Source organism: Pseudooceanicola spongiae, from assembly GCF_014899185.1.
GTDB lineage: Bacteria > Pseudomonadota > Alphaproteobacteria > Rhodobacterales > Rhodobacteraceae > Pseudooceanicola > Pseudooceanicola spongiae.
The window spans coordinates 4,195,380-4,219,136 of sequence record NZ_CP045201.1; the positions used below are offsets into that span (position 1 = coordinate 4,195,380).

The 23,757-nt window shown below is 61.5% G+C and carries 22 protein-coding genes and 1 tRNA gene; 11 read left to right on the plus strand and 12 right to left on the minus strand.

Annotated features, from left to right (window positions below):
* Window positions 1–58 precede the first annotated feature (58 nt).
* The 4 genes from F3W81_RS19810 (at window position 59) to F3W81_RS19825 (ending at window position 4,591) form a co-directional block, all read left to right on the plus strand.
* The gene (locus F3W81_RS19810) at window positions 59–1,078 is read left to right on the plus strand and encodes an amino acid ABC transporter substrate-binding protein (RefSeq protein WP_193081235.1); all 1,020 of its coding nucleotides are present in this window, start codon (window positions 59–61) and stop codon (window positions 1,076–1,078) included.
* Between the two features lie 128 nt (window positions 1,079–1,206).
* A complete protein-coding gene (locus F3W81_RS19815; protein ID WP_193081236.1) occupies window positions 1,207–2,463 on the plus strand; it encodes an amino acid ABC transporter permease in 1,257 nt (418 codons plus the stop codon).
* Window position 2,464: 1 nt separating this feature from the next.
* Entirely contained in the window at window positions 2,465–3,781 is a 1,317-nt protein-coding gene (locus tag F3W81_RS19820; RefSeq protein ID WP_193081237.1) for an amino acid ABC transporter permease, read from the plus strand.
* 12 nt (window positions 3,782–3,793) lie between these two features.
* Window positions 3,794–4,591, plus strand: coding sequence for an amino acid ABC transporter ATP-binding protein (locus F3W81_RS19825; protein WP_319022279.1), 798 nt, complete (start codon window positions 3,794–3,796; stop codon window positions 4,589–4,591).
* Between the two features lie 87 nt (window positions 4,592–4,678).
* Here the strand turns inward: F3W81_RS19825 and F3W81_RS19830 are convergent, their stop codons facing one another.
* Both F3W81_RS19830 and argB read right to left on the minus strand, forming a co-directional pair.
* Window positions 4,679–5,173, minus strand: a complete 495-nt coding sequence (locus F3W81_RS19830; protein WP_193084056.1) for a SixA phosphatase family protein — start codon at window positions 5,171–5,173, stop codon at window positions 4,679–4,681.
* A gap of 66 nt (window positions 5,174–5,239) precedes the next feature.
* Complete coding sequence (gene argB, locus F3W81_RS19835; RefSeq protein WP_193081238.1) at window positions 5,240–6,106, minus strand: acetylglutamate kinase; 867 nt, start codon at window positions 6,104–6,106, stop codon at window positions 5,240–5,242.
* A gap of 352 nt (window positions 6,107–6,458) precedes the next feature.
* Between argB and F3W81_RS19840 the strand changes: the two genes are divergently transcribed.
* Entirely contained in the window at window positions 6,459–7,040 is a 582-nt protein-coding gene (locus F3W81_RS19840; RefSeq protein WP_193081240.1) for an outer membrane protein, read from the plus strand.
* Window positions 7,041–7,185: 145 nt separating this feature from the next.
* Window positions 7,186–7,698 (plus strand): outer membrane protein, encoded by a 513-nt coding sequence (locus tag F3W81_RS19845; RefSeq protein ID WP_193081241.1) that lies wholly within the window; start codon window positions 7,186–7,188, stop codon window positions 7,696–7,698.
* Window positions 7,699–7,771: 73 nt separating this feature from the next.
* On the opposite strand, the gene yihA is transcribed toward F3W81_RS19845, so the two are convergent.
* From yihA to rpmH, 8 genes are all read right to left on the minus strand, one after another.
* The gene (gene yihA, locus F3W81_RS19850) at window positions 7,772–8,422 is read right to left on the minus strand and encodes a ribosome biogenesis GTP-binding protein YihA/YsxC (protein ID WP_193084057.1); all 651 of its coding nucleotides are present in this window, start codon (window positions 8,420–8,422) and stop codon (window positions 7,772–7,774) included.
* On the minus strand, window positions 8,422–9,156 hold the full coding sequence (locus F3W81_RS19855; protein ID WP_193081242.1) for an MOSC domain-containing protein: 735 nt from the start codon (window positions 9,154–9,156) through the stop codon (window positions 8,422–8,424). Before F3W81_RS19855 ends, yihA begins: the two co-directional genes overlap by 1 nt.
* A 1-nt stretch (window position 9,157) precedes the next feature.
* Window positions 9,158–11,008 carry a membrane protein insertase YidC gene (gene yidC, locus F3W81_RS19860; RefSeq protein ID WP_193081244.1) on the minus strand — a complete coding sequence of 617 codons (1,851 nt, stop codon included), beginning with the start codon at window positions 11,006–11,008 and terminating at the stop codon, window positions 9,158–9,160.
* 758 nt (window positions 11,009–11,766) lie between these two features.
* Window positions 11,767–13,269 carry a putative bifunctional diguanylate cyclase/phosphodiesterase gene (locus F3W81_RS19865; RefSeq protein ID WP_226941756.1) on the minus strand — a complete coding sequence of 501 codons (1,503 nt, stop codon included), beginning with the start codon at window positions 13,267–13,269 and terminating at the stop codon, window positions 11,767–11,769.
* Between the two features lie 96 nt (window positions 13,270–13,365).
* Complete coding sequence (gene ttcA, locus F3W81_RS19870; RefSeq protein WP_193081248.1) at window positions 13,366–14,229, minus strand: tRNA 2-thiocytidine(32) synthetase TtcA; 864 nt, start codon at window positions 14,227–14,229, stop codon at window positions 13,366–13,368.
* A gap of 124 nt (window positions 14,230–14,353) precedes the next feature.
* The gene (gene yidD, locus F3W81_RS19875) at window positions 14,354–14,575 is read right to left on the minus strand and encodes a membrane protein insertion efficiency factor YidD (protein ID WP_193081250.1); all 222 of its coding nucleotides are present in this window, start codon (window positions 14,573–14,575) and stop codon (window positions 14,354–14,356) included.
* Window positions 14,572–15,117, minus strand: coding sequence for a ribonuclease P protein component (gene rnpA, locus F3W81_RS19880; RefSeq protein ID WP_193081252.1), 546 nt, complete (start codon window positions 15,115–15,117; stop codon window positions 14,572–14,574). The genes yidD and rnpA overlap by 4 nt, the downstream gene beginning before the upstream one ends.
* Before the next feature lie 39 nt (window positions 15,118–15,156).
* A complete protein-coding gene (rpmH, locus tag F3W81_RS19885) occupies window positions 15,157–15,291 on the minus strand; it encodes a 50S ribosomal protein L34 (protein WP_193081254.1) in 135 nt (44 codons plus the stop codon).
* A gap of 487 nt (window positions 15,292–15,778) precedes the next feature.
* Here rpmH and F3W81_RS19890 point away from each other — a divergent pair, with 487 nt between their 5' ends.
* Both F3W81_RS19890 and F3W81_RS19895 read left to right on the plus strand, forming a co-directional pair.
* Window positions 15,779–17,179: a sensor histidine kinase gene (locus F3W81_RS19890; protein ID WP_193081256.1), complete on the plus strand. Its 1,401-nt coding sequence runs from the start codon at window positions 15,779–15,781 to the stop codon at window positions 17,177–17,179.
* A gap of 200 nt (window positions 17,180–17,379) precedes the next feature.
* Window positions 17,380–17,456, plus strand: a tRNA-Arg gene (locus F3W81_RS19895).
* 69 nt (window positions 17,457–17,525) lie between these two features.
* Here F3W81_RS19895 and F3W81_RS19900 read toward each other — a convergent pair.
* A complete protein-coding gene (locus F3W81_RS19900) occupies window positions 17,526–18,746 on the minus strand; it encodes a sensor histidine kinase (RefSeq protein ID WP_193081257.1) in 1,221 nt (406 codons plus the stop codon).
* 234 nt (window positions 18,747–18,980) lie between these two features.
* Between F3W81_RS19900 and F3W81_RS19905 the strand changes: the two genes are divergently transcribed.
* The 3 genes from F3W81_RS19905 to F3W81_RS19915 all read left to right on the plus strand — a co-directional run bounded on the left by F3W81_RS19905 (window position 18,981) and on the right by F3W81_RS19915 (window position 21,441).
* Window positions 18,981–19,520 carry a CoxG family protein gene (locus F3W81_RS19905; protein ID WP_193081259.1) on the plus strand — a complete coding sequence of 180 codons (540 nt, stop codon included), beginning with the start codon at window positions 18,981–18,983 and terminating at the stop codon, window positions 19,518–19,520.
* 215 nt (window positions 19,521–19,735) lie between these two features.
* Entirely contained in the window at window positions 19,736–20,683 is a 948-nt protein-coding gene (locus tag F3W81_RS19910; protein ID WP_193081261.1) for an ABC transporter ATP-binding protein, read from the plus strand.
* Window positions 20,680–21,441 carry an ABC transporter permease gene (locus F3W81_RS19915; RefSeq protein WP_193081263.1) on the plus strand — a complete coding sequence of 254 codons (762 nt, stop codon included), beginning with the start codon at window positions 20,680–20,682 and terminating at the stop codon, window positions 21,439–21,441. The genes F3W81_RS19910 and F3W81_RS19915 overlap by 4 nt, the downstream gene beginning before the upstream one ends.
* Window positions 21,442–21,574: 133 nt before the next feature.
* On the opposite strand, the gene uvrC is transcribed toward F3W81_RS19915, so the two are convergent.
* Window positions 21,575–23,458 (minus strand): excinuclease ABC subunit UvrC, encoded by a 1,884-nt coding sequence (gene uvrC / locus F3W81_RS19920; RefSeq protein ID WP_193081265.1) that lies wholly within the window; start codon window positions 23,456–23,458, stop codon window positions 21,575–21,577.
* Between the last annotated feature and the right edge of the window lie 299 nt (window positions 23,459–23,757).

Below are 23,757 nucleotides of genomic sequence, written 5' to 3' on the forward strand. Positions count from 1 at the left end.
CCTTTGAGGTCGTAGAACCGCCAACCTTCAAAAGGCGGATAATCAGGAAGAGGTAAACATGAACAAAACCGTATTTCTTGGCGCGTTGACCGTCGCTGGTCTGGCCGCTGGCATCGCCGGCGCGGCCACTCTGGATGACGTTAAAGCACGCGGCAAACTGAACTGCGGCGTTACCACCGGTCTCGTGGGCTTTGCGGCCCCCGATGCGAACGGTGAATGGACTGGCTTTGACGTTGGCATCTGCCGTGCCGTCGCTGCCGCCGTTCTGGGTGACCCCAAAGCAGTCGAGTTTGTCCCGACAACCGGCAAGACCCGCTTCACCGCTCTCGCCTCTGGCGAAGTTGACCTGCTGGCGCGTAACACCACATGGACCTTCTCGCGCGATGTTGACCTGAAGTTCACCTTCATTGGCATCAACTACTACGATGGTCAGGGCTTCATGGTTCCCAAGGCACTGGGCGTCAGCTCGGCCAAGGAACTCGACGGCGCGACCGTCTGCATCCAGACCGGCACCACGACCGAGCTCAACCTTGCTGACTACTTCCGCAAGAACAACATGAACTACGAGCCGGTGCCGATCGAAACCAACGCCGAAGCGCAGCAGCAATTCCTGGCTGGTGCCTGCGACGTCTACACCACGGATGCCTCCGGTCTGGCGGCAACCCGCGCCACCTTCGAGAACCCGGCCGACTATGTTCTGCTGCCGGAAATCATCTCGAAAGAGCCGCTTGGTCCTCTCGTGCGTCACGGCGACGACGAATGGGCAGACATCAACATGTGGACGCTGAACGCGCTGATCTCGGCTGAAGAGCTGGGCGTCACCTCGGCAAACGCAGCCGACATGGCCGCAGCACCGGGCAACAACCCCGAAATCAACCGTCTGCTGGGTACCGAAGGCAGCCTGGGCGCAATGTTCGGTCTCAGTGATGACTGGGCGAAGAACGCGATCCTGGCCGGTGGCAACTACGGCGAACTGTTTGAGAAAAACATCGGTGAGAACACCCCGATCGGTCTGGCGCGTGGCTTGAACGCACAGTGGACCGAAGGCGGTCTGATCTACTCGCCGCCGTTCCGCTAAGAACGACGGAGAAGGGCGCGGATCAAACCGCGCCCTTCTGCCATCTGCCCCTCGGGGTGTAGCAATGACCGGTCCTCCGCGCGTAGACGCATCATAAAAACGGGCCGGATCACGGGGATCATCTGACCATGACAACCTTCACCGACCCGCCGGCGGAGTCGTTCAAGCTATCCATGCTTGTGTACGATACCCGGTATCGCTCCATCACTTTCCAGATTCTCGCCCTCGTTGCGGTGCTGCTGCTGTTTGGCTGGCTCACCATGAACACCGCGCAGAACCTGAATGACCTAGGCAAAGAGCCGTCCTTCGGGTTCCTTGGAGAATCCGCTGGCTACGACATCAACCAGCGCCTGATCGATTATTCTTCGCAATCCACGCACCTGCGGGCCGCGTTTGTCGGATTGCTGAACACCTTGCTGGTTGCGGCCATGGGCTGTGCGACCGCAACCGTCATCGGCGTCATCGTCGGTGTGTTGCGTCTGTCGGGCAACTGGCTGGTCGCCCGCCTGATGACCGTCTACGTCGAGATCTTTCGCAACGTCCCGGTGCTGATGTGGATCGTGCTCTGCATGGCCATCCTGATCGAAGCGATGCCGGCGCCGAGCGCCTTTCGTGGTGACAATCCAGACGCCACGATGAAGCTTTTCGACACGATCGCCATCACCAACCGCGGCGTCTATATCCCCGAGCCGCTGTTTTCGCGCTCGCTCGGCAATCTACACATCGGCACCGCCTTCGACATCAGCATCAACCTTCTTGCGATCCTCTTCGTGCTGGGTGTTTCGCTGTGGATCGCGCGCGACATCACCCGCCGCGCCAATGCCAAGCAAGAGGCCACAGGCCTGCGTCCGCGGACCTGGCACACCCGCCTCGCCGTCATCGTTTTGCCGACGGCCATCCTGCTGGCTTTCCTCGGGTTTCACCTCGGTTATCCTGAGCTGAAGGGCTTCAACTTCGCCGGCGGCACCTATATGCGCAACTCGCTGATCGCGCTCTGGCTGGCGCTGTCGCTCTATACGGCGGCTTTCATCGCCGAGATCGTGCGCGCTGGCATTCTGGCGATTTCCACCGGTCAGACCGAAGCGGCCGCGGCCCTTGGTCTGCGTGGCAACCGCATCATGTCGCTGGTGGTTCTGCCGCAGGCGATGCGCGTCATCATTCCTCCGCTGATCTCGCAGTACCTCAACCTCACCAAGAACTCTTCGCTGGCGATCGCCGTGGGCTACATGGACATCACCGGCACTCTGATGGGCATCACCCTGAACCAGACCGGGCGCGAGCTTGAGACGGTTCTGCTGGGCATGCTCGTCTACCTCACGATCAGTCTGATCATCTCCGGCGTGATGAACTGGTACAACAACCGCGTCAAACTGGTGGAGCGTTAAGATGGCTGACACACATGCAGAGACCGTCCTTTTCGTTCGTGACACGATGCTGCCGCAGAAAGAGCCACCCCTGTCGACCGTCGGTCCGCTGGGCTGGGCGCGCGGCAACCTGTTCTCCGGTTGGCTGAACTCGATCATCACGATTGTCGCCTTTCTTTTCGTGGTCAATCTGATCGCACATCTGCTGCCCTGGTTCATTTCGGGGACCTGGAACGCGAATTCGCTGACCGATTGCCGCGATATGATGGCTGCCGCCGGGCGTGAGCAGGGGGGCGCCTGCTGGGGCGTCATCCGCGAACGCTGGCCGCAGCTGATGTTCGGCTTCTATCCATCCGAGCTCTACTGGCGCCCGGTTCTGGTTCTTGTGCTGCTCTTCGTGGCGCTTGCACCGATCCTGTTCGCAGATCGCACGCCGACCAAGATGCTGGGCTTTACCATGCTGTTTCCGTTCATCGGGGCATGGCTGCTCTGGGGTGGCACGATCTGGAACCCGATCACGGCGCTGCTCGGCTTCGTCATCGGCTACTTCGTGTTCACCTTCCTCTCCAGGGTCGTGAACGCCGGTATCTCACTGTTCCTGGCCGCCATCGCCGCCTTCGTGTGGTGGAGCGTTCTGTCCGGCTACGTGGTCTCGGGGCTCTCCGCGATTGCGCCACTGGCCATTCATTCGGTGCAGAGCCGTGAGTTCGGGGGCTTCCTGCTGTCGATCACCATCGGCGTCACTGCGATCATGTTCTCGCTGCCCATCGGTATCCTGCTGGCGCTCGGTCGCCGCTCGGATCTGCCGCTGGTCAAGGCGCTCTGCGTCGGGTTCATCGAGTTCATTCGCGGCGTGCCCCTGATTACCCTGCTGTTCGTCGCCTCGACGCTGCTGAACATCTTCCTGCCGCCGGGCACCAACTTCGACATCATCCTGCGCGTCATGATCATGACCACGCTCTTCGCCTCTGCCTATATGGCAGAAGTGGTGCGCGGTGGCCTCGCCGCCCTCGGCAAGGGCCAGTACGAGGGCGCCGATTCGCTCGGTCTCGATTACTGGCAGGCGCAGCGGCTGATCGTCATGCCGCAGGCGCTCAAGATCTCGATCCCCGGTATCGTCTCGACCTTCATCGGCGTGTTCAAGGACACCACCCTCGTCTCGATCATTTCGATGTTCGATCCGCTGGGGCTGGCCAACGCGATCCGTGCCGACGCCAACTGGAACGGCATCTACTGGGAGCTGTTCATCTTCATCGGCGCAGTTTTCTTCATCTTCTGTTTCTCAATGTCCCGCTACTCGATGTATCTGGAGCGCAAGCTTCAGACCGGGCATCGCTAAGAGGTATCCCCCATGTCTGACACCGCTTTTGACACGACGCCCGTCATCGCCCCCTCCGCGCTCAAAGTCTCGGATGAGGTCGCCATCGAAATCAGCAACATGAACAAGTGGTACGGCTCGTTCCACGTGCTGCGCGACATCGACCTCACCGTGCACCGCGGCGAACGGATCGTCATCGCCGGCCCTTCGGGGTCGGGCAAGTCGACGATGATCCGCTGCATCAACCGGCTTGAGGAGCATCAGTCCGGCAAGATCATTGTCGATGGCACGGAACTGACCAGTGACCTCAAGAACATCGACAAGATCCGGTCGGAAGTGGGCATGTGCTTTCAGCACTTCAACCTGTTCCCGCACCTGACGATTCTCGAAAACTGCACGCTCGCTCCGATCTGGGTGCGCAAGACACCCAAGAAAGAAGCCGTCGAGACCGCGATGCACTTCCTTGAAAAGGTGAAGATCCCGGATCAGGCCAACAAGTACCCCGGTCAGCTCTCCGGTGGTCAGCAGCAGCGTGTGGCGATTGCCCGTTCGCTCTGCATGAAGCCGCGGATCATGTTGTTTGATGAACCGACCTCGGCGCTCGACCCGGAAATGATCAAGGAAGTCCTCGATACCATGATCGAGCTGGCGCAAGAGGGGATGACGATGATCTGCGTCACGCACGAGATGGGCTTTGCCCGTCAGGTGGCGAACCGTGTGATCTTCATGGATCAGGGCCAGATCGTGGAGCAGAACGAGCCTGAGGAATTCTTCAACAATCCTCGTTCGGAACGCACCAAACTGTTCCTCAGCCAGATTCTCGGCCACTAGGACACCGCGAATCGTTCGCTGCAAAATACGCCCGCCCGGATATTTCGGGCGGGTTTTGCGTTTCACAGGATTTTGTCTGTCCTCGCGTCAGTCAGTCAAATTGCGCGCTGTAATGAAATCCGTCGTGATCGCTGCGCCGAATGTCAGATCCGTCCAATCGGCGATTTCAAGATCGGCCACCAGAGTCGCCCCGGTCGGATAATCGTCAAACCGCGGGTGATCGGGCGGAATCGCAACGACGCGTTGCGCAAAGTCACCGATACCGGGGTTATGGGCGATCAGCAGCACGCAGTCGCCTTCGGCCTGTCGCAGCGCTGCCATGATCGCAGCTGGCCCGGCGTTGTAGAGGCTGTCGAGCAGACGCAACTCAGACCCACTCTCGAGGCCCGCATAAGTCTCCTGAGTGCGCTGCGCAGTTGAGACGAGGGCGAGGTCAGCTTCGTACCCCTGCGCCTCCAGCCAGCGCCCCAGAGCCTTGGCGGAGAGCTGGCCGCGTGTATTCAAAGGGCGGTCGTGATCGAGCTGACCAAGGGTGGCCCAGCTGGATTTGGCGTGCCGCATCAGGATCAACCGCTTCGCCATCACGCCCTCGCAAACCTGAACAGGGTCGCCCAAGCCCGGAGGCTTGAGCTGGTCTTGCAAGCGCCCTCAGTCAGCGCGGATCATCGAGCCGGCACCATGTTCGGTGAACAGCTCCAGCAAGACAGCATTGGGCGCACGTCCATCCAGAATGACCACGGCGCGCACACCGCCCTCAATGGCAGCAAGGGCGGTTTCCGTCTTGGGAATCATCCCGCCCGCGATGGTGCCATCTTCGGTCATGTCGCGGATCTGCTGGGCTGATATCGCGGTGACGACCTCGCCTTCCTTGTTCTTCACGCCCGCAACGTCGGTCAGCAGCAACAGGCGGTCGGCCTTCAGAGCAGCAGCAATGGCGCCCGCGGCCGTGTCACCGTTGATGTTGAAGGTCTCGCCGTTGCGGCCCATGCCGATGGGCGCAATCACGGGGATGATATCGCTGCGGAACATCGAATGCAGGATGGTCGTGTCGATCTCGTCCGGGGTGCCGACCAGACCGAGCTCAGGATCAGTCTGGGTGCAGATGATCATGTTGGCATCCTTGCCTGACAGGCCCACACCCTTGCCGCCCTGTTCGTTCAGCGCCTGCACGATGCGTTTGTTGACCTGGCCCGACAGGACCATCTCGACGACCTGCATCGTGGCGGCATCAGTGACCCGCTTGCCCCGGACGAACTCGCTTTTCACGTCGAGCTTTTCCAGCATTTCGTTGATCATCGGACCACCGCCGTGAACAATGACCGGGTTCACGCCGACCTGACGCATCAGCACGCAATCGCGCGCAAAGGTCGACATCGCCTCGTCGTCGCCCATGGCATTGCCGCCGAACTTGACCACGACAATGGCGCCCTCATACCGCTGCAAGTAAGGCAGGGCCTCCGACAATGTGCGGGCGGTAGCGATCCAGTCTCGGTTCATGGCTGTCTGCTTCTTCATCTATCGTGTCCTCGTTTCATACACTTGATACGCTGTGGGGGCGGTCCTGCCAAGCCCGCGGGGCCGCGAAGCCGAGTCGAACGGTATTACTGGTAATGCCCGTTTTTGTATTTCAAGGGGGCCTCAAGCTAACTGAACTGATTGTTTCAGTTTCAGGCGATTGCCCGCCTGCGGTCAGGGGGGTGTTCAGCGCAAACTGGCCGACATTACGGGGACGTGTTCGTGCCCTATGGAACTTCCCTCCGATCTAAGTCGTTTGTGCCTCGAACGCGGAAGAACGCGCGTTGGAATTGCTTCGGGGACAGGCCCGGGGCAGGGGCGAAAGCCTCGAGAGACAAATCAGGAGACTACAATGCTTCGCAATAAAATCATCGCAGCAGTCGCAACCGTCGTCGTCGCAGGCCCGGCATTCGCTGGTTCCTATGCACCGGCACCCGCTGAACCCGTCGTTATGGTTCCCGCAGCTGCTCCGGTTTACACCGGTGGCGACTGGACCGGCGGCTTCGGCGGTCTGAGCCTCGGCTGGGGCGACTTCGACGCCGGCACCGGTTCGAGCGATGGCACGGTTTACGGCGTGCACGCTGGCTACGACTACGACTTCGGTTCGTACGTCATGGGTGGCGAACTCGAATACCAGAAAAACGATTTCGACTCGGTTGCCGGTGTATCTTCGGATTCCGCGACCCGTCTGAAACTGCGCGCAGGCTATGACGCCGGCAGCACGCTGATCTACGGTGTTGCAGGCGCGGTCAACGCCGACACCAACTTCGGCAACGACACCGGCTACACCGTCGGTCTGGGTGCAGAATACAAAGTCACCGACAATGTGAGCCTCGGTGCCGAGTACCTGTACGACGATATCTCGGACATCAACGGTTCGGGCAACGACTACACCGGTAACTCGGTTGTCGCGCGCGTCAACTACCGCTTCTGATCTCCAGATCAGAGACCCCTTCCCGTCAGGGAAGCGAAAGGGCCCGAGCTTCACCGCTCGGGCCTGTTTCGTTTGAGGTGCGAAAACGTCGTTAAATAATCGCCAAAAAGTTGAACTTTTCGTGTTCTGGCGGCGTTTGTTCTGCATGAAACACACAGCGCACATCCTTTTGATCGGTCTGGCCCCTCTGGCCTTTGTGTCACACTCCGGTGCGGTCACCGCGCAGGAGGCTCCCTGGTCCGGCGCCTACTTCGGTGGGGATGTCGGGCTGACCTTGGGCAACAGCAACGACGTCACCCGCAGCCTGCACTTCGGCGTCAATCGCCAGATGGGCAGAACGGTGTTGGGGGGCGAGGTTGAGTATATCGAGACTGATATCGGCACGCGCGTGGGCACGATCGACGACATGACGCTGGTCAAGCTGCGCGCCGGTCGCGTCAAGGGCAAGACGCTGTACTACGGCGTGCTGGGCGGCGGTCAGGCCCATGGACGCTTCGGCTCTGAAATCGGCTATGTGGCGGGCTTTGGTGCAGAATATGCCATCTCGTCCGACCTGACAGTCGGCGGCGAGATGATGCATCAGGGATTTTCAGATTTTGCAGGCAGTGGCAGCTTGGGTGTGAACACCTTGTCAGCCCGCGTCAGCTACCATTTCTAAGCGCCCCTGAGGGCGCGAGGGGCGACGATGGGGGAACCTACCCCAAGACGTCGCCCTATCGCGTTCACAGGCCTTATTCCAGGCCTGCAATGATGGCGCGAAGGGTGGCGATGCCGTCGCCCTTCTCAGAGGATGTCAGGACGATTTCCGGGAAGGCCGCAGGGTGCTTGGCGAGGGCCGTGCGCACCTGCGTAAGGATGGCTTCGCGGTCATCTTCTTTGACCTTATCGGCCTTGGTCATGACGCATTGAAAGGTCACAGCGGCACTGTCGAGCAGCTTCATGATCTCTTCATCCACAGCTTTCACACCGTGGCGGCAATCCACCAGCACAAAGGCGCGGCGCAGGGTCTGGCGGCCGGACAGGTAACGCTTGAGCAGGCGCTGCCACTTCTCGACCACCGCCAGAGGCGCATTGGCGTAGCCATAGCCCGGAAGGTCGACGAGATAGCGTTCTTCGCCAAGACTGAAATAGTTGATCTCCTGCGTCCGACCCGGCGTGTTGGAGGCGCGCGCAATCCCTTTACGACCGGTCAGAGCGTTGATCAGGCTGGATTTCCCGACGTTGGAGCGCCCGGCAAAACAGACCTCGATCCGGTCGGCGTCGGGGAGGCCATCCATGTGGACGACGCCTTTGACAAAATCGACGGGCCCGGCAAACAGCAGGCGGCCTTTTTCGGAGGCCTGATGATCGGGCTCTTCTACGAGGGGGAAGGGGAGGGTGATCACAGCAGTTCCGCTTTCTGTCCAAGGGCGATGGTGCCGCCGGTAACGACGCGGGCCTTCACGCCAAAATCGATATGACCCCAGGTCTTGCGCAAGACCTGCAGGGTGTTGATGTCGCGTTCCCCGGTGTCGGGGTTGGTCTCGGTCGCGCGGCAGCGGTCGATCCGTTCGGAAACCTCCAGAACGGTATCGCCTATCTTCAGCTGCCGGCCCGGCCAGTCAAGTTCTTCAAAGGGCTGCAAACCCTCGATCCAGAGATTGCCACGAAAGCGACGCGGATCAAGCGGCGCGCCACAGGCCTCGGACAGCGCCGCCAGAGAGGCGGTGCCAAGGATCGACAGGCACGCGTAGGGCGCATCGCTCATCCCCTCTTCAGGGGCCTGAATGAGACGTCGCAGCGCGGGGCGTTCCTGCGGCCAGAGCGGCGACAGCCACGCCACCAGTTTCTGCCCATCCTGCGCCGGGTTGATCGTGATCGCGCCGGCAGTGGGGTGGGACAGGTGAACAACCTCGCCCTCGCTCCGGGCGGTGATGGCCATCAGTTGCGGACCATTGCAGCCACGGGCGAACAGGTTGCATTTCTGCCAGCCACCGGTGTCTTCGGCGGCCCCGGTCAGCAAGGCCCACGCCCGGTCACCGGGCATGGGCCTGTCAGGCGTCAGGGCCGCGCGCTCCAGTGGTTCGGCACCGATCCCTTTGATCGGATGCCTCCAGATCTGCGCGACCCTGCTCATGTCATTTCGTGCCTTTGGCGTCTGCTGGCTTCTTCTTCCGGAACGGAATGGCGTTCTTGATGTTGCCGAACACGTCCGGTTTGAAGCCGTGGCTGCGCATGATCAGGTACTGCTGGGTGAACGTGATCGTGTTGTTGGTGATCCAGTAGAGCACCAGACCGCTGGCAAAACGACCCAGCATGAACATGAACACCCAAGGCATCCAGGCAAAGATCATCTGCTGCGCGGGGTCGGCTGGCGCCGGATTGAGCCGCTGTTGCAGCCACATCGAGATACCCAGCAGGATCGGCAGCGCGCCGAGGCTGATGATGTGGAAGGCACTTTCCGGCCCCGGGGTGGCATAGGGCAGCAGGCCGAACAGGTTCAGGATCGACGATGGATCGGGCGCGCTCAGATCGTGGATCCACAGGATCCAGGGCTGTTGACGCAGTTCCAGCGTGACGAAGATCACCTTGTAGAGCGAGAAGAAGATCGGGATCTGCAGCAGGACCGGCAGACAACCCGCAGCAGGGTTGACCTTCTCGGCCTTGTACATCGCCATCATTTCTTTCTGAAGCTTCTGACGGTCATCGCCCGCCTTCTTCTTCATCTCTTCCATGCGCGGCTGCAGTTCCTTCATCTTCGCCATGGAGGCGTAGGACTTGTACGCCAGCGGGAACAGCAGAGCCTTGAGGAAGATCGTCATCACGATGATCGACCAGCCCATGTTGCCGATGAAGCTGTGCAACCAGTGGATCAGCCAGAAGATCGGCTTGGTCAGGAAGAAGAACCAGCCCCAGTCAATCGAGTCGATGAAACGGGTGACGCCCTGCGCCTCATAGGCCTTGATGGTTTCCCATTCCTTGGCGCCCGAGAACAGCTTGGTGTCGACGTCATAGGTCTGACCCGGCGCGACCTCGGCGTTGCCCAGAACGGCTTCGGTTTGGTAGATATTCGGCGTCTCGTAGTATTTGACGGTCGAGCGGAACGGCTGATCGCCAGGGATCAGTGTCGACATCCAGTAGTGTTCGGTGAAACCGACCCAGCCACTTTCGCTGACTTCGATCCGGCTGGCGCGGGCGCCTTCACGCGGATCGGTGTCCATCTTGTCGATTTTCTTGAAGGTCTCTTCTTCCAGCTCACCGTCGGACATGCGGACCAGACCTTCGTGCACGACGAAGAAGTTCTGCAGGTCTGAGGGCTGGCCGTGGCGGCGCAGCAGCCCATAGGGGCGCAGCGCGACGGCGGCACCAGTGGTGTTCTCGACCGATTGCGCGATGTCGAACATGAACTTGTCGTCGACCGAGTAGGTCTGATGGAAGATCAGGCCCTGGCCATTGTCCCAGCTCAGCGTCACGGGCGTTTCAGGCGTCAGAACGCTGCCGCTCTCCAGGCTCCAGGGGGTGTCGGCACCGGGAACCGCGTCTGCGGCGACGTTGGTGCCGGGGATCCAGCCATAGACCGCGTAATAGGCATCTGTCGGGCTGCCTTGCGGGCGGAACAGCGTGACGTCGGGCGAATCCGGATCAAGCGTTTCACGGTAGTTCTTCAGGCTCAGATCGTCGATCCGACCGCCGACAAGGGCGATGGAGCCGGACAGGCTGGGCGTGTTGATCTCGATGCGCGGCGAGTTTGCCACGGGCGAGGTCGGGCTGACCGAGGACGCCGAGGCATCTGTGGGCGTGCCGCCAGGCGACAGCGAGCCGTTGTTGGCACCCGTCGGATCGATGGCGGTGCCGACATCACTTTGCGTGACCTGGGCCGGGGTCTGTTCTGGCACCTGCTCGGGCGGTGGAAATACCACGAACCAGATGATGACAACGATAAAGCTGAGCACCGTGGCCAGAATGAGGTTTTTGTTCTGATTGTCCATCGCGCTGCGCCACCCTTGGTATTTGCGGTACGGGAATTTGGTCTTGGGGCGTTCAACCTGTCACTGGCCCAAAGGTCAAGGCCCTTCACCGATTCTGCGACATCACAGAGGTATGTTTGCAAGGTATGCCGGGTACAGCCAGAGATGCAGACCCCTGTTCTCGGCTCGCCTACGGGGGGTGATCGGGATCCTGTCGTCGCAAGATCCTATCGGTCGCACTGCTCGGAGACGGGACCGATACCACTCCTTTACGCTCACGCAGAATTTCATCTTCAAGCCCGATGCGGATACGCCGAGCGCAGGATTTTCCCTTTAACGCTGTGCCGGCAACGACTTGGCGGACCTATCTGCAGTCTTTCGCGGGGGCTCTTACTGTGAAGACCGCCTCGCTGAGACTGCGTGACATGGTTAATGCTCACGGGACTGAAGGCAAACATACGCTGCAGTCGAACGGTGTCGCCGCCCTTTCCCTCTGCTGATGCGGGGACTTCGGTGAAAACCGCCGATGCGTGCCCTCGCCATCTGCAACGCGAGAAAGTGAAGACAGGCGGCGGTTGTCTTGCCGCCTCGCCAACGAGTCGTTTGGCCAGAGACCCATTTGCGAACGCTTTCGTCGACCCGGCAAAATTCACGGGACTATGCCATCACCATATCTTGGCTGCACCGGAGTTCAGCCTGCTCTCTGTTCAGGCGTCATGGCATTGGTGTTTGCTCCCCCGAAGGCCCAACTGGCCCGACGCAGTCAGCCAGAGAGTTCTTTACCCGGCATCCCGCCCGAATTTCGGCGCGGTGATGAGGCCTGCATGGTGCGTACGTACCCATTCCGCAGTCTGATCAAACGGCATCGGACGCGCGATTTCAAACCCTTGCACATGGCCGCATCCAAGCTGCGCCAGCGTGGCATGTTCGCCCGGTGTCTCCACCCCTTCGGCCAATGTCTCCAGCCCAAGACGTTCCGCCATGGTCAGTATGGCCGAGACCATGCGTTGCTGATCGATATCCTTGTCGACCTTCATCACGAAACTGCGGTCGATCTTGAGCCGCTCAACCGAAAACCGCCGGATGGACGAGATTGAGGCATGCCCTGTCCCGAAATCATCCAGATCAATCTTGCACCCCAGCTTGGACAACCCATTGATATTGCGTGACACAACGTCTTCAGGCGAGTCTGCCACGACCGTTTCCAGCACCTCTACCGCCAGCCGCTCCGGCTTCAGCCCATAGCGGTCCAGTTGCCAGCGCACCTTTTCCATCAGGCGCGGATTGCGCAGTTCATCCGTGGCGAAATTGACCCCGACCTGCGGGACATTCAGCCCCATTTCATCCCAGCGGCGCAGGGCAATCAGCGACTGAACCAGCATCAGATCACCAAGCCGTTCCATCTGGCCAGAGTGCTGGATCACCGGAAGAAACTCTGCGGGAGAGATCAGTCCACGCTCAGGGTGGCACCAGCGCGCCAGCGCCTCGAAGCCAGAGACAAGGCCCGTGTCGGTGCACAATTGCGGTTGAAAGAACGGCACGATCTGTCCGTTTTCCAGTGCGGCCGATACCTCGTCCGTCAGGGCGGTCCGGGCCAGATGCGTGCGCTGCATATCCGCCGAAAACGACCGGATGGCTGAGGGCGCAAAGCGCAGCGCCTCGCTCAACGCGTTCTGGGTTGCCGCGACCAGAGAGGCGCCGGTGGACAAGGGGCTGCGCGTGCCGAGGCAGAACCCGATCGAGCAGGAGACATAAACTGTCGTGGCATCCAGCGCCAAAGGATCTTCGACAACGGATTGCAGCCGCGAGGCCAGCTGAATGGTCGTTTCAAGATCGACCTGGGTGACAGGCGCGATGCCGATCCCAAAGGTGGCGGGGCCGATCTTGCACAGAATGTCATCATCGCGCAGCGCACCGCGCAATCGCTGCGCCATGCGGTTCAGCACGTCTTCTGCAGCGGCCTGACCGTATCGCTCTGAAAAGTCGTCGAAATCATCGATCTGGACCATCATGCAGGCGGTCTTGCGCGCGGATGTTGCCTGCAGGGACAGGGCCGCGTCCATCGCCAGATCCAGACTGCCGCGCATCCCAAGACCGGTCACAATATCGCGGCTGGGGTCGGATTCGGTCGGGCGCACACCTGCCAGAAACGCATACAAGGCGGAGAGGCTGAGCGCGGTGGCAATCAGCGCCGCCTCGCCCGCCAGCCAGAACGCGCCCAGACAGACAGCGGGCACTGTCGCCAGCATCAGCGGTCCGGTCAGCACAGTCTGCGCCCGCATCCGGGCCCTTGTAAATCTAGTCCTGGTCAGTTCTGGCATCTGCGCATGTCCCATCGTCGTCGGGGGTCACGCTAGAGTGAGAACTTCAACAGCGGTTTAACGCAGACGCGGAATCGCATCCTCTTCTGTGGGTTTCGCCCCCAGCATCAGCCCGGCGAAATCGAACAGCTTGGGGTCCAGCAGATGCGAGGGGCGCGCATTCATCAGCGCGCGGAACATGATCTGACGCCGCCCAGGGCTGTTGCGCTCCCAGCCATCAAGGATCTGTTTCACCTGCTGACGCTGCAATCCGTCTTGGGAACCGCAGAGATCACATGGAATAATAGGGTAATTCATCGCTTTGGAGAATTTCTCGCAATCCACCTCAGCGACATGGGCCAGCGGGCGATAGAGGAACAGATCGCCTTCCTCGTTCACCAGTTTCGGCGGCATCGTGGCCAGACGGCCGCCGTGGAACAGGTTCATGAAAAATGTCTCTAGAATGTCGTCGCGGTGATGCCCCAGAACCACGGCCGTGCAACCTTCTTCGCGCGCGATGCGGTACAGATTGCCGCGACGCAGCCGTGAACACAGCGCACAGAAGGTACGGCCGGCAGGCACCTTGTCCATCACGATGGAATAGGTGTCCTGATATTCGATGCGATGCGGGACACCCATCTTTTCCAGAAACTCCGGCAGAACGGTCGCGGGAAAGTTCGGCTGACCCTGATCCAGATTGCAGGCCACCAGATCCACCGGCAGCAGGCCGCGCCATTTCAGCTCATAAAGCACCGCCAGCAGGGTATAACTGTCCTTGCCGCCGGACAGGCAAACCAGCCATTTGCCACCACGTTCGATCATGCCGTATTGTTCGATCGCCTCGCGGGTCTGGCGCACGATCCGCTTGCGCAGCTTGCGAAACTCTGTCGAGGAAGGCGCCCCGTGAAAGAGCGGGTGAATATCGTCGCGCTCGTCGAGCATGGCCCGTGCACTCCCGTGAGACTGATGTCAGAGCATGGGCTCCGAACCGTGATGGATCTGTTTAACAAGTCTGCTGGCCGAGTCACATGGCGAGAGTGGCCTGGCCTCTGTTTGGCGCGCGGTGTCAGTCCGGTACGTCATCGACGCCCATGCCGCCCCAGGGGTGGCAGCGCGCGACGCGGCGGACAGACAGCCAGAAGCCCTTGATCGCGCCATGTTTTTCCAGCGCTTCAAGGATGTAGGCGGAGCACGTCGGATCATAGCGGCAGTTGTGACCAACCCAGGGCGAAAACACCGCCCGGTAGCTGCGGATCGGCAGCGCCAGGACCCAGGCGAGGGGCGTCACTTGAGCTTGCCCTTGGCGGGGTAGGGGCGCGGCGTATCCCCCTGACCGGCATGAAGGCGGTCCAGCGCGACTCGCAGATCGCTCAGCAGCAGGTCGAAGGGGCGCGCGGCGGTGCTGTCCTTGCGTCCGACCAGAACGTAATCCCAGCCGGGTTGCGCCATCTCGGGCAGCACGGCGCGCGCAATCTCGCGCAGCCGCCGCTTGGCGCGGTTGCGTGCCACGGCATTGCCGACCTTTTTGGAGCAGGTAAAGCCGACGCGCGCGACATCTGTGCTGCCCTCGGCCCGCTTTCGCGCCTGCACCAGCATGGCCGGGCCACCGTGCCGCTTGGCGCGCGACGCCAGCAGAAAATCCGCCCGCTTGATCATGACGTTGAGAACACCCGAGCGACGGAATCCGTTCACCGTATCGGCGTTGACCGCCTCGCTGGGAACCGGGGCAGGGGCGTCAGAATATCCACCGTCCAGACATGATGAAACCGCCGAAGCGTCCACCGTCTGCGCCGCTGGTGCGGGATCGGGTTTGGCATTCGGCGGTGTCATGTTCAGAACCGCTTCCATATTGGAAGGGCTGGCGCGAACTTATGCGCTCAGCGTTTTCCGGCCGCGTGCGCGGCGTGCGTTCAGGATTTTCCGGCCAGCTTTGGTCGCCATGCGAGCGCGGAAACCGTGGCGCCGCGAGCGGACCAGGTTCGAAGGTTGGTAGGTGCGTTTCATCGCTCCGTCTCCGTTTGTATCCCCGCCGGCAGGTCCACCGGGGCGTGTATTTGATCCTTCGCGCTCAAACCTCTGTTAAAAGGTCGTCCCGCTCGGGAAAGGGCAAAGCGGGTGCAATCCGGGAATCGCCCCGAGGCCCGCGTATATATGAAGCCCGGTCTATAAGAAGACGCCGCTCCGTTGTCAAACCCGCAGCCGGTATTTCGGCAGAGATTTCTGTCGTCGTCGCGCAATGGCGCGCCTTGTGATCGTGTTGCGCCGGTCCCGAAAGGCCCCGACCGCGCACCCCGCCATAGGGCCCTCTTTTCAGGCGTGGCGCAAAATACCGGGCGTTTCGGGCTTTCCCGGCGTGTTCCCGCCCTATCCATTGGTGCTGCATCTGGCTAAAAGCGCCGCAAGCGCCTATTTTACACTGAGATTTCTGGTAACACACGGGTCTGCGGTCCGCTTTTCGGTCCCGACCCTCGTCCTCTAGGCACAGCGCGTCATGTTCCGATCCCTCTCCGGCCGCTTCCTGATCCTCACCGCGATCTTCGTGATCCTGGCCGAAGTGCTGATCCTCGTGCCCTCGATTGCCCGCTTTCGCGAGGATTATCTGCTGTCGCGGCTCGAGAGGGCGCAGATCGCCTCGCTCGCCCTGCTGGCCGACGACATGATTGCACCGGATCTCGAACAGGAACTGCTGCGCAATGCTGAGGTCTATAACGTCGTGCTGCGCCGCGACGAGGCGCGCCAGCTGGTCCTCTCCTCTCCGGTGCCCGGGCCCGTCACAGATACCTATGATCTGCGCGACCCCACTGCGGCCGAGCTGATCCGCGAGGCCATCGTCACGCTCTGGCGTCCTGAAAATCAGGTGATCCGGGTGATCGGCAACCCGGTGCGCGAAGCGGGCCTTCTGATCGAAGTCACCATGCCCACCGGCCCGCTGCGCACTGCGATGCTGGAATACGGCATCAACATGTTCTTTCTCTCTGCGGTCTTCTCTATCTTTACGGCCGTGCTGTTGTTCCTTGCCGTGCGCAGTTTCATCCTGCGGCCCATCAAGGGCGTCATCACGCATATGCAGGTCTACGCCGAAGACCCCGAGGACAGCCGGCGCATCATCGAACCCTCTGCCTCTGTCCGGGATCTGCGCGATGCCGAGGTCGCCCTGCATGATCTGCAGACTCAGCTGACCAATGCATTGCGTCAGAAAGAACGTCTCGCCCAGCTCGGCTCTGCCGTGGCCAAGATCAGCCACGATCTGCGCAATATCCTGACCTCGGCGCAGCTTTTCACCGACCGGCTGGAGATTTCCGAGGATCCGGCGGTCAAGCGACTCGCCCCCAAGGTCATCAACTCGATCACCCGCGCCGTGAACCTCTGTGAGGCCACACTGGCCTTCGGGCGCGCCGAGGAACCTGCGCCACGGCTGTCTCAGGTCGCCCTCATCGACGTCGTGGGCGATGTCATCGACAGCGAACGCCTTGCCGTGGGTGAGCACGACATCTCCTTTGCCGAGGATATTCCGGCGACCCTGCGCCTGCGCGCCGATCCCGAACAGCTCTACCGCGTGATCTTCAATCTGGTGCGCAATGCCCGTCAGGCGATCGAGAACACCGGCGCCCCGGGCGAGATTGCCGTCTCCGCAGAGGAGACCGACAGCCACTGGCTGATCCGCGTCTCTGATACCGGCCCCGGTCTGCCGCCGAAAGCGCGCGAGAATCTCTTTACTCCGTTTCAGGGTGGGGCGCGCAAAGGGGGCACCGGGCTTGGCCTCGTCATCTCGGCCGAGCTGATCCGGGGGCACGGCGGTCAGATCGAGCTGGAGAGCACCGGTCCCACAGGCACGACCTTCCTCATTCTGCTGCCCAAAGAGATCACCGGAGTCGGGCTGGCCGCCCGCTGAGCCGTCCCGTCGATCGCGGCCCTCCCCAAAAGCCGACCACCCCAGGATCGCTAGGAGGCGGCGCGAAAACTTTTTTTCCGCCGCGTTTTCGCGCAAAGCCAATAAACCAAAGCCTTCGCGCGTGCCTCGAAATCTTTGTCGCAGATTTTTTAATTTTTCTGCTTGCGCCCCCCGGACGCTCGGTCTAAACGGCCTCCAACGCACCCGTAGCTCAGCTGGATAGAGTACTTGACTACGAATCAAGGGGTCAGAGGTTCGAATCCTCTCGGGTGCACCATTCTCCTCAACCAGTTGAAAACAGGCCGCTTTTAGCAGTCACGCGGCCGCAGTCGCATGCGATTTGCCCTCAGCCAGACCTGCGCCCTGATGCAAGGCCCTGTGCGGCCTGTGCCTGCTCAGCAGGGGCGAGGTGACGCGGTAGTCGGAAGCAGATCGTCGTGCCCGGATTGCTGCCCTCCACAGGTTTCGACTCCTGCGCCATGCACCAGATGGTGCCGCCGTGGCGCTCGACGATTTTTTTGCAGGTGGCCAGCCCCAGCCCCGACCCCGGAATATCGTCCGAGGGTCTCAGCCGCCGGAATGGCTCGAATATCGCATCCTGAAAGCGCGCAGGCACGCCGATGCCATTGTCGCTGACGCTGAAGCGGAGATGGTCCGCGCCGTCCTGCACGACGCTGACGCGCACATGCGGGCGCACGCCACAGGAAAACTTGATAGAATTGGCCAGAAGATTCTGGAGCAGCTGCGCAATCTGCGGCGGATTGCAGGTGATCTCATAGGGCGCAGGGGCGATCTCGATCACGGCGTCGGCCTGCGCAATGGTGCGCGCCAGTGCGGTCATCGCCCGGTCGTTCAGCGCATCCGCTGTCACCGTCTCGAGTCGCGACGCCTGATCGCTGCGCAGCAGCGCCGACAGGCTGTCGACCAGCTCCGCCATCTGCCGGGCGGATTTCTGCAGCATCGCCAGTTCCTTCAACGTGGCCTCCGTGTCGCCGTCGCGCAGACTTTCCGCCAGCAGCTCGGCCATGCAGGACACCTGAATGATCGGGGCGCGGAAATCATGCACCAGCACATTGGCGAAGGTCGTCAGCTCCTCGCGCTGCTGTTCGATCTTCCAGCGCATCAGGGCGGTCTGCGTGCCGACCTTCAGCATCCTGCGCACCGCGCCCTCGGACAGCCTGCGCTTGGGGATATAGTCGACCGCGCCGCGCAGCAGCGCCGATGTCGCCAGCGCCTCATCCCCCTGCGTCAGCGTTAGGATGATGGCACAGCGGGGCGAGGCGTCCAGCAAAGCCTCAATCGCGCGCAGCACCGCATCGCCCGGCAGGCTGTCATCCAGAAAGACGACATCCGGCGCACCAGCCTCCGCCATGCCTTCGTCCAGCGTCCCGGCAACCGCGCATGTACTCTCGGGATCGCTGGTGGCGATCAGCCGCTGCAGCCGCTCCGCGTCGCCAGGGATCGGGTCGATCACCAAGGCGCGCAGCCCCGCATCCAGGCGGCCCGGCCCGATCCCATGTTCACCAGCGACTTGCCGCACACCCCGGCTGATCCTGAAACCTGTCATCTCTATCCTCGTGCCCCGGCGCAAAAAAGGGCAGGGCGCCGCAGCAGACTTAGGCTGGATCTGGTTAGCACAAGATGAACGCAGGCCGGGAGACAGCCTTCCCCCATCGCCCACCTGCACCAAAGCCGCACTTGGCCCCGCCCGGCCTTTGCTCTAGCGTCGCCAGCGACCCCGGAGCACTCCGGGCCCCATACCATTCTGAACCTGACCACTCCGAGCCAGAGGAACTCCGCCATGGAAATGAGCGACAGCCGTGTTATCCGCGCCGACCGTGCCACCGTATTTGCCGCCCTCCTGTCCCCCGAGGTGTTGCAGGAATGCGTGCCCGGCGCGCAGGATGTGACCGGCACGCCGGAAGACGGCTTTGAGGCAACCGTGGTGCAGAAAGTCGGCCCCGTGAAAGCCACCTTCAAGGGGATGGTTGTCGTCTCCGATCTGGTGGTGAACGAGAAACTGACCCTCTCGGGCGAGGGCAAGGGCGGCGCTGCGGGCTTTGCCAAGGGCGGCGCCGCCGTGCGTCTGGAAGAACACCCCGACGGCACCGAGCTTTTCTATGATGTCGAGGCCAAGGTCGGTGGCAAGCTGGCCCAGCTGGGCAGCCGCATCATCGATGGCTTCGCCAAGAAGATGGCGGACCAGTTCTTCACCCGCTTTCAGGAAGTGCTCGAGGCGCCCGCCGAGGCCGATGCCGATGCGGATGCCGCGCCTGCCGAGGCTGAAACCGAATCCGTGGCAGAGAAAAAAGGCTGGCTCAGCCGCATTCGGGGCAACTGATCCCGCCGAGCCGGGGCCGCCTTGCGCGCCCGGGCGCAGCCACCGCCGGGCATCTCGGCCCTACGCTGCGGCGGCGGTGCCGCTGCAATGGCCCCGCCTCCGCACCAAGGCAGGCGGGGTTGTGTGAAATGGCACAATGAAACTTACACCGTTCCGGCCTATGTCCCTATCAAATCCCGTACATCGGGCATGTGTTATGCGGAAGGGGGACGACCATGGCTGCGATCCTGCAGATCCGAGATCTGAAAAAGACCTATGAGGGCGGTTTCGAGGCCCTCAAGGGCATCACGCTCGACATCGAAGCGGGCGAGATCATCGCCCTGCTCGGGCCCAACGGCGCCGGCAAGACGACGCTGATTTCCACCATCTGCGGCATCACCGAACCCACCTCCGGTTCGGCGACCGTGGGCGGGCACGACATTCAGCAAGAATTTCGCAAAGCCCGCTCCATGATCGGGCTGGTGCCTCAGGAAATCAACCTTGAGCCCTTCTCGGTGGTCGAGGACAACCTGCATTATTCGCGCGGCCTGTTCGGTAAGCCCCGCGATGAGGCCTTGGTCGAGCGGATCCTGAAACGCCTTTCGCTCTGGGACAAGCGCCGCTCGCGCGTGCGCGAACTGTCGGGCGGCATGAAGCGCCGGGTGCTGATCGCCAAGGCGCTGGCGCATGAGCCGCGCGTGCTGTTTCTGGACGAGCCGACCGCGGGGGTCGACGTTGGCCTGCGCAAGGACATGTGGGAAACCGTGGCGCAACTCAAATCCGAAGGCGTCACGATCATCCTCACCACCCACTATATCGAGGAAGCCGAGGCGATGGCCGACCGTGTGGGCGTGATCCTCAAGGGCCAGATCCTGATGGTCGAACCGACCCAGGACCTGATGCGCCGGTTTGGCCGCAAGGAGCTCAGGATCGAGTTGCGTGCGCCGCTGGACGCCCTGCCGGCGCAGCTCTCCGACTACGACATCGAACTCGCTGACGAGGGCCAGACGCTGGTCTATTCCTATGACACCCACGCCGATCGCACCGGCATTGCGGGCCTGATGCGGTCTCTGAACGAAGCGGGCATCGTGTTGCGTGACGTTCAGACCCGGCAAAGCTCTCTGGAGGAGATCTTCGTGGATCTCGTCTCCGAAGGCTCCACCGAAGAGGAGGCAACAGCATGAACCTGCTGGCCGTAAAATCGATCTACAAAGCGGAAATGGCGCGGTTTTTCCGCACGATCGGGCAAAGCTTCATTTCCCCCGTCATCTCGACCTCGCTCTATTTCGTGGTCTTCGGCGCCGCCATCGGCTCGCGCATCCAGGAAGTCGAGGGCGTGCCCTACGGCGCCTTCATCGTGCCCGGCCTGATCATGCTCTCGGTGATCATGCAGTCGATCTCCAACGCCTCCTTCGGGATCTACTTCCCCAAGTTCATCGGCACGATATTCGAACTGCTCTCCGCCCCTGTGAACTTCCTCGAAATCGTGCTGGGCTTCGTCGGTGCCGCCGCGACAAAGGCGCTTTTCATCGGCCTCGTGATCCTCGGCACAGCGGCGCTCTTCGTCGACCTGACCATTCAGCACCCGGTGGCGATGATCGCCTTTCTGGTGCTGACCTGCCTCACGTTCTCTCTGATGGGGTTCATCATCGGCATCTGGGCCAAGAACTTTGAGCAATTGCAGCTGGTGCCCTTGCTGATCGTCACCCCATTGGTCTTTCTGGGCGGCTCTTTCTACTCGGTCACAATGCTGCCGCCGTTCTGGCAGACGGTCACGATGTTCAACCCGGTCCTATATCTGATCTCCGGATTTCGCTGGGCCTTCTTCGGAGTCTCTGACGTCTCGATCGGCATCAGTCTTGGTGCTATCGCCGTGTTCTTCGTGATCTGTCTGACGATCGTCTGGTGGATCTTCAAAACTGGCTGGCGCTTGCGCGACTGATCGCTCGGGAAGGGGGCTCTGCCCCCGCGCCTGGCGGCGCTCCCCCGAAGTATTTCAGGCAAGATGACAGGGGAGCCGCGCGCTTTATCATCTTGCCAAAAATACTTCCGCCGGAGGCATACTGCAGAGGACATCATGTGGAGGCGTGGAAATAATCGTAGATCGTTTCTGCAAGACTGTCTGACACGCCATCAACGGCCTTCAGATCCGAGAGGTTGGCGCGCGCCACTGCTTTGGCGCTGCCGAAGTGCGCGAGCAGGGCGCGCTTGCGGGTCGAGCCGACGCCGGGCACGTCATCCAGCGGGTTGGCCGAGATCTGCTTGGAGCGTTTCGCCCGGTGTGTGCCGATGGCCCAGCGGTGGGCCTCATCGCGCAATCGTTGAATGAAATAGAGCACCGGGTCGTTCATGCGCAGCGCGAAGGGACGCGTTCCGGGGCGGTGGAACTCTTCCTTGCCATGATCACGGTCCACGCCCTTTGCCACGCCCACCATGGGCAGGTCGGGCACACCCATCTCGTTCAGGATCTGCTGCACCGCCGAAACCTGACCGGCCCCGCCGTCGATCAGCAGCAAGTCTGGCCAGAGGCCCTTGTCGCGGTCGGGGTCCTCTTTCAGCAGCCGTTTCAGGCGACGGTTCAACACCTCTTTCATCATCCCGAAGTCATCGCCCGGAGTGAGCTCCTCGCCCCGGATGTTGTACTTGCGATACTGGTTCTTCATGAAACCGTCCGGCCCGGCGACGATCATGCCGCCGACCGCATTTGTGCCCTGGATGTGCGAGTTGTCGTAGACCTCGATCCGGGTCGGCATGCTGGCCAGTCCGAAAGCTTCGGCCACGCCTTTCAGCAGCTTTGTCTGGGTCGCGCTTTCGGCCATCTTGCGGCCCAGACTTTCACGGGCATTGCGCGCGGCCCCCTCGATCAGCTCGGCCTTTTCGCCGCGTTGCGGGACGAGGATCTCGACCTTGCGACCGGCCTTTTCGCTCAGTGCTTCGGTCATCAGGTCTTCGTTCTCAATGGCGTGGCTCAGCAGGATCTGGCGGGGCGGGTCCTTCTGGTCGTAGAACTGACCGAGGAAAGCCTCCAGCACCTCGGCCTCGTCGATGTCGGCGCCGACGCGGGGGTAGAAGTCCTGATTGCCCCAGTTCTGGTGCGCGCGGATGAAAAAGACCTGCACGCAGGCCTGTCCGCCCTCAAGATGCAGCGCCACGACGTCGGCCTCGCCGGTGACGCGCGGGTTGATGCCTTGGGCGCTTTGCACCTGAGTGAGGGCGCGGATGCGGTCGCGCATGGCAGCGGCACGCTCGAATTCCATCGCTTCGCTGGCGGCGGCCATTTCGGCGGCGAGCTTTTCCTGCACGCCGGTGGTGCGCCCCTGCAGGAACTTCTCGGCATCCGAGACGCTGGAGGCATAGTCCGCCTCGCTGATGTAGCCGACGCAGGGCGCCGAGCAGCGCTTGATCTGGTACAGCAGACAGGGGCGCGAGCGGCCCTCGAACATCGAATCCGTGCAGTTCCTCAGCAGGAAGACCTTCTGCAGCTGGTTCAGCGTCCGGTTTACCGCCCCAGCACTGGCGAAGGGGCCGTAGTAGGCGCCCTTCGAGGTCTTGGCGCCGCGGTGTTTGCGGATCTGCGGATAGGCGTGATCCTTGGCGACCAGGATGTTGGGAAAGCTCTTGTCGTCGCGCAGCAGCACGTTGTAGCGCGGCTTCAGCTGCTTGATCAGGTTCTGCTCGAGCAGCAGCGCCTCGGTCTCGGTCCGGGTGGTCAGGAACATCATGCTGGCGGTTTCGCGGATCATCCGGGCGATGCGCGCGGAATGCCCCGTGGGGCGCGAATAGTTCGACACCCGCGCCCTGAGATTGCGCGCCTTGCCGACGTAGAGCACCCGGCTTTCAGCATCCAGCATGCGGTAGACACCGGGCGAACTGTCCAAGGTCGCCAGATACCCCTGAATGATCTCGTGCCCGTAGGGCGCGCGCTGTGCAGGGCTGTTCACTTGGGTCTCGTCAGACATCATTTTCCTTACGCAGGGGCAGCTTCAAACGCTTCCGATTCTTCGGCCTGACTGCAAAACTCCCGCACCCAGCACAAGGGAAAAGGTTTCCCCCTATTCTGTGGATAAGTCTGGGGGTACTCATCCGTGAACGCGAAAAAATCGTTGTTTCAAGGCCCCTTCCTTGACCTGCCTAAAAATTAGGCGCAAATATAATGCATTGTAATCGTTCGCTTTTATTATTTGACGATGCCAAGGGCCTGAAAACGTTAGGGTTTTGGTAACGGTTTGATGACGGTTTTCAGGCCCGTGCAGAAGTC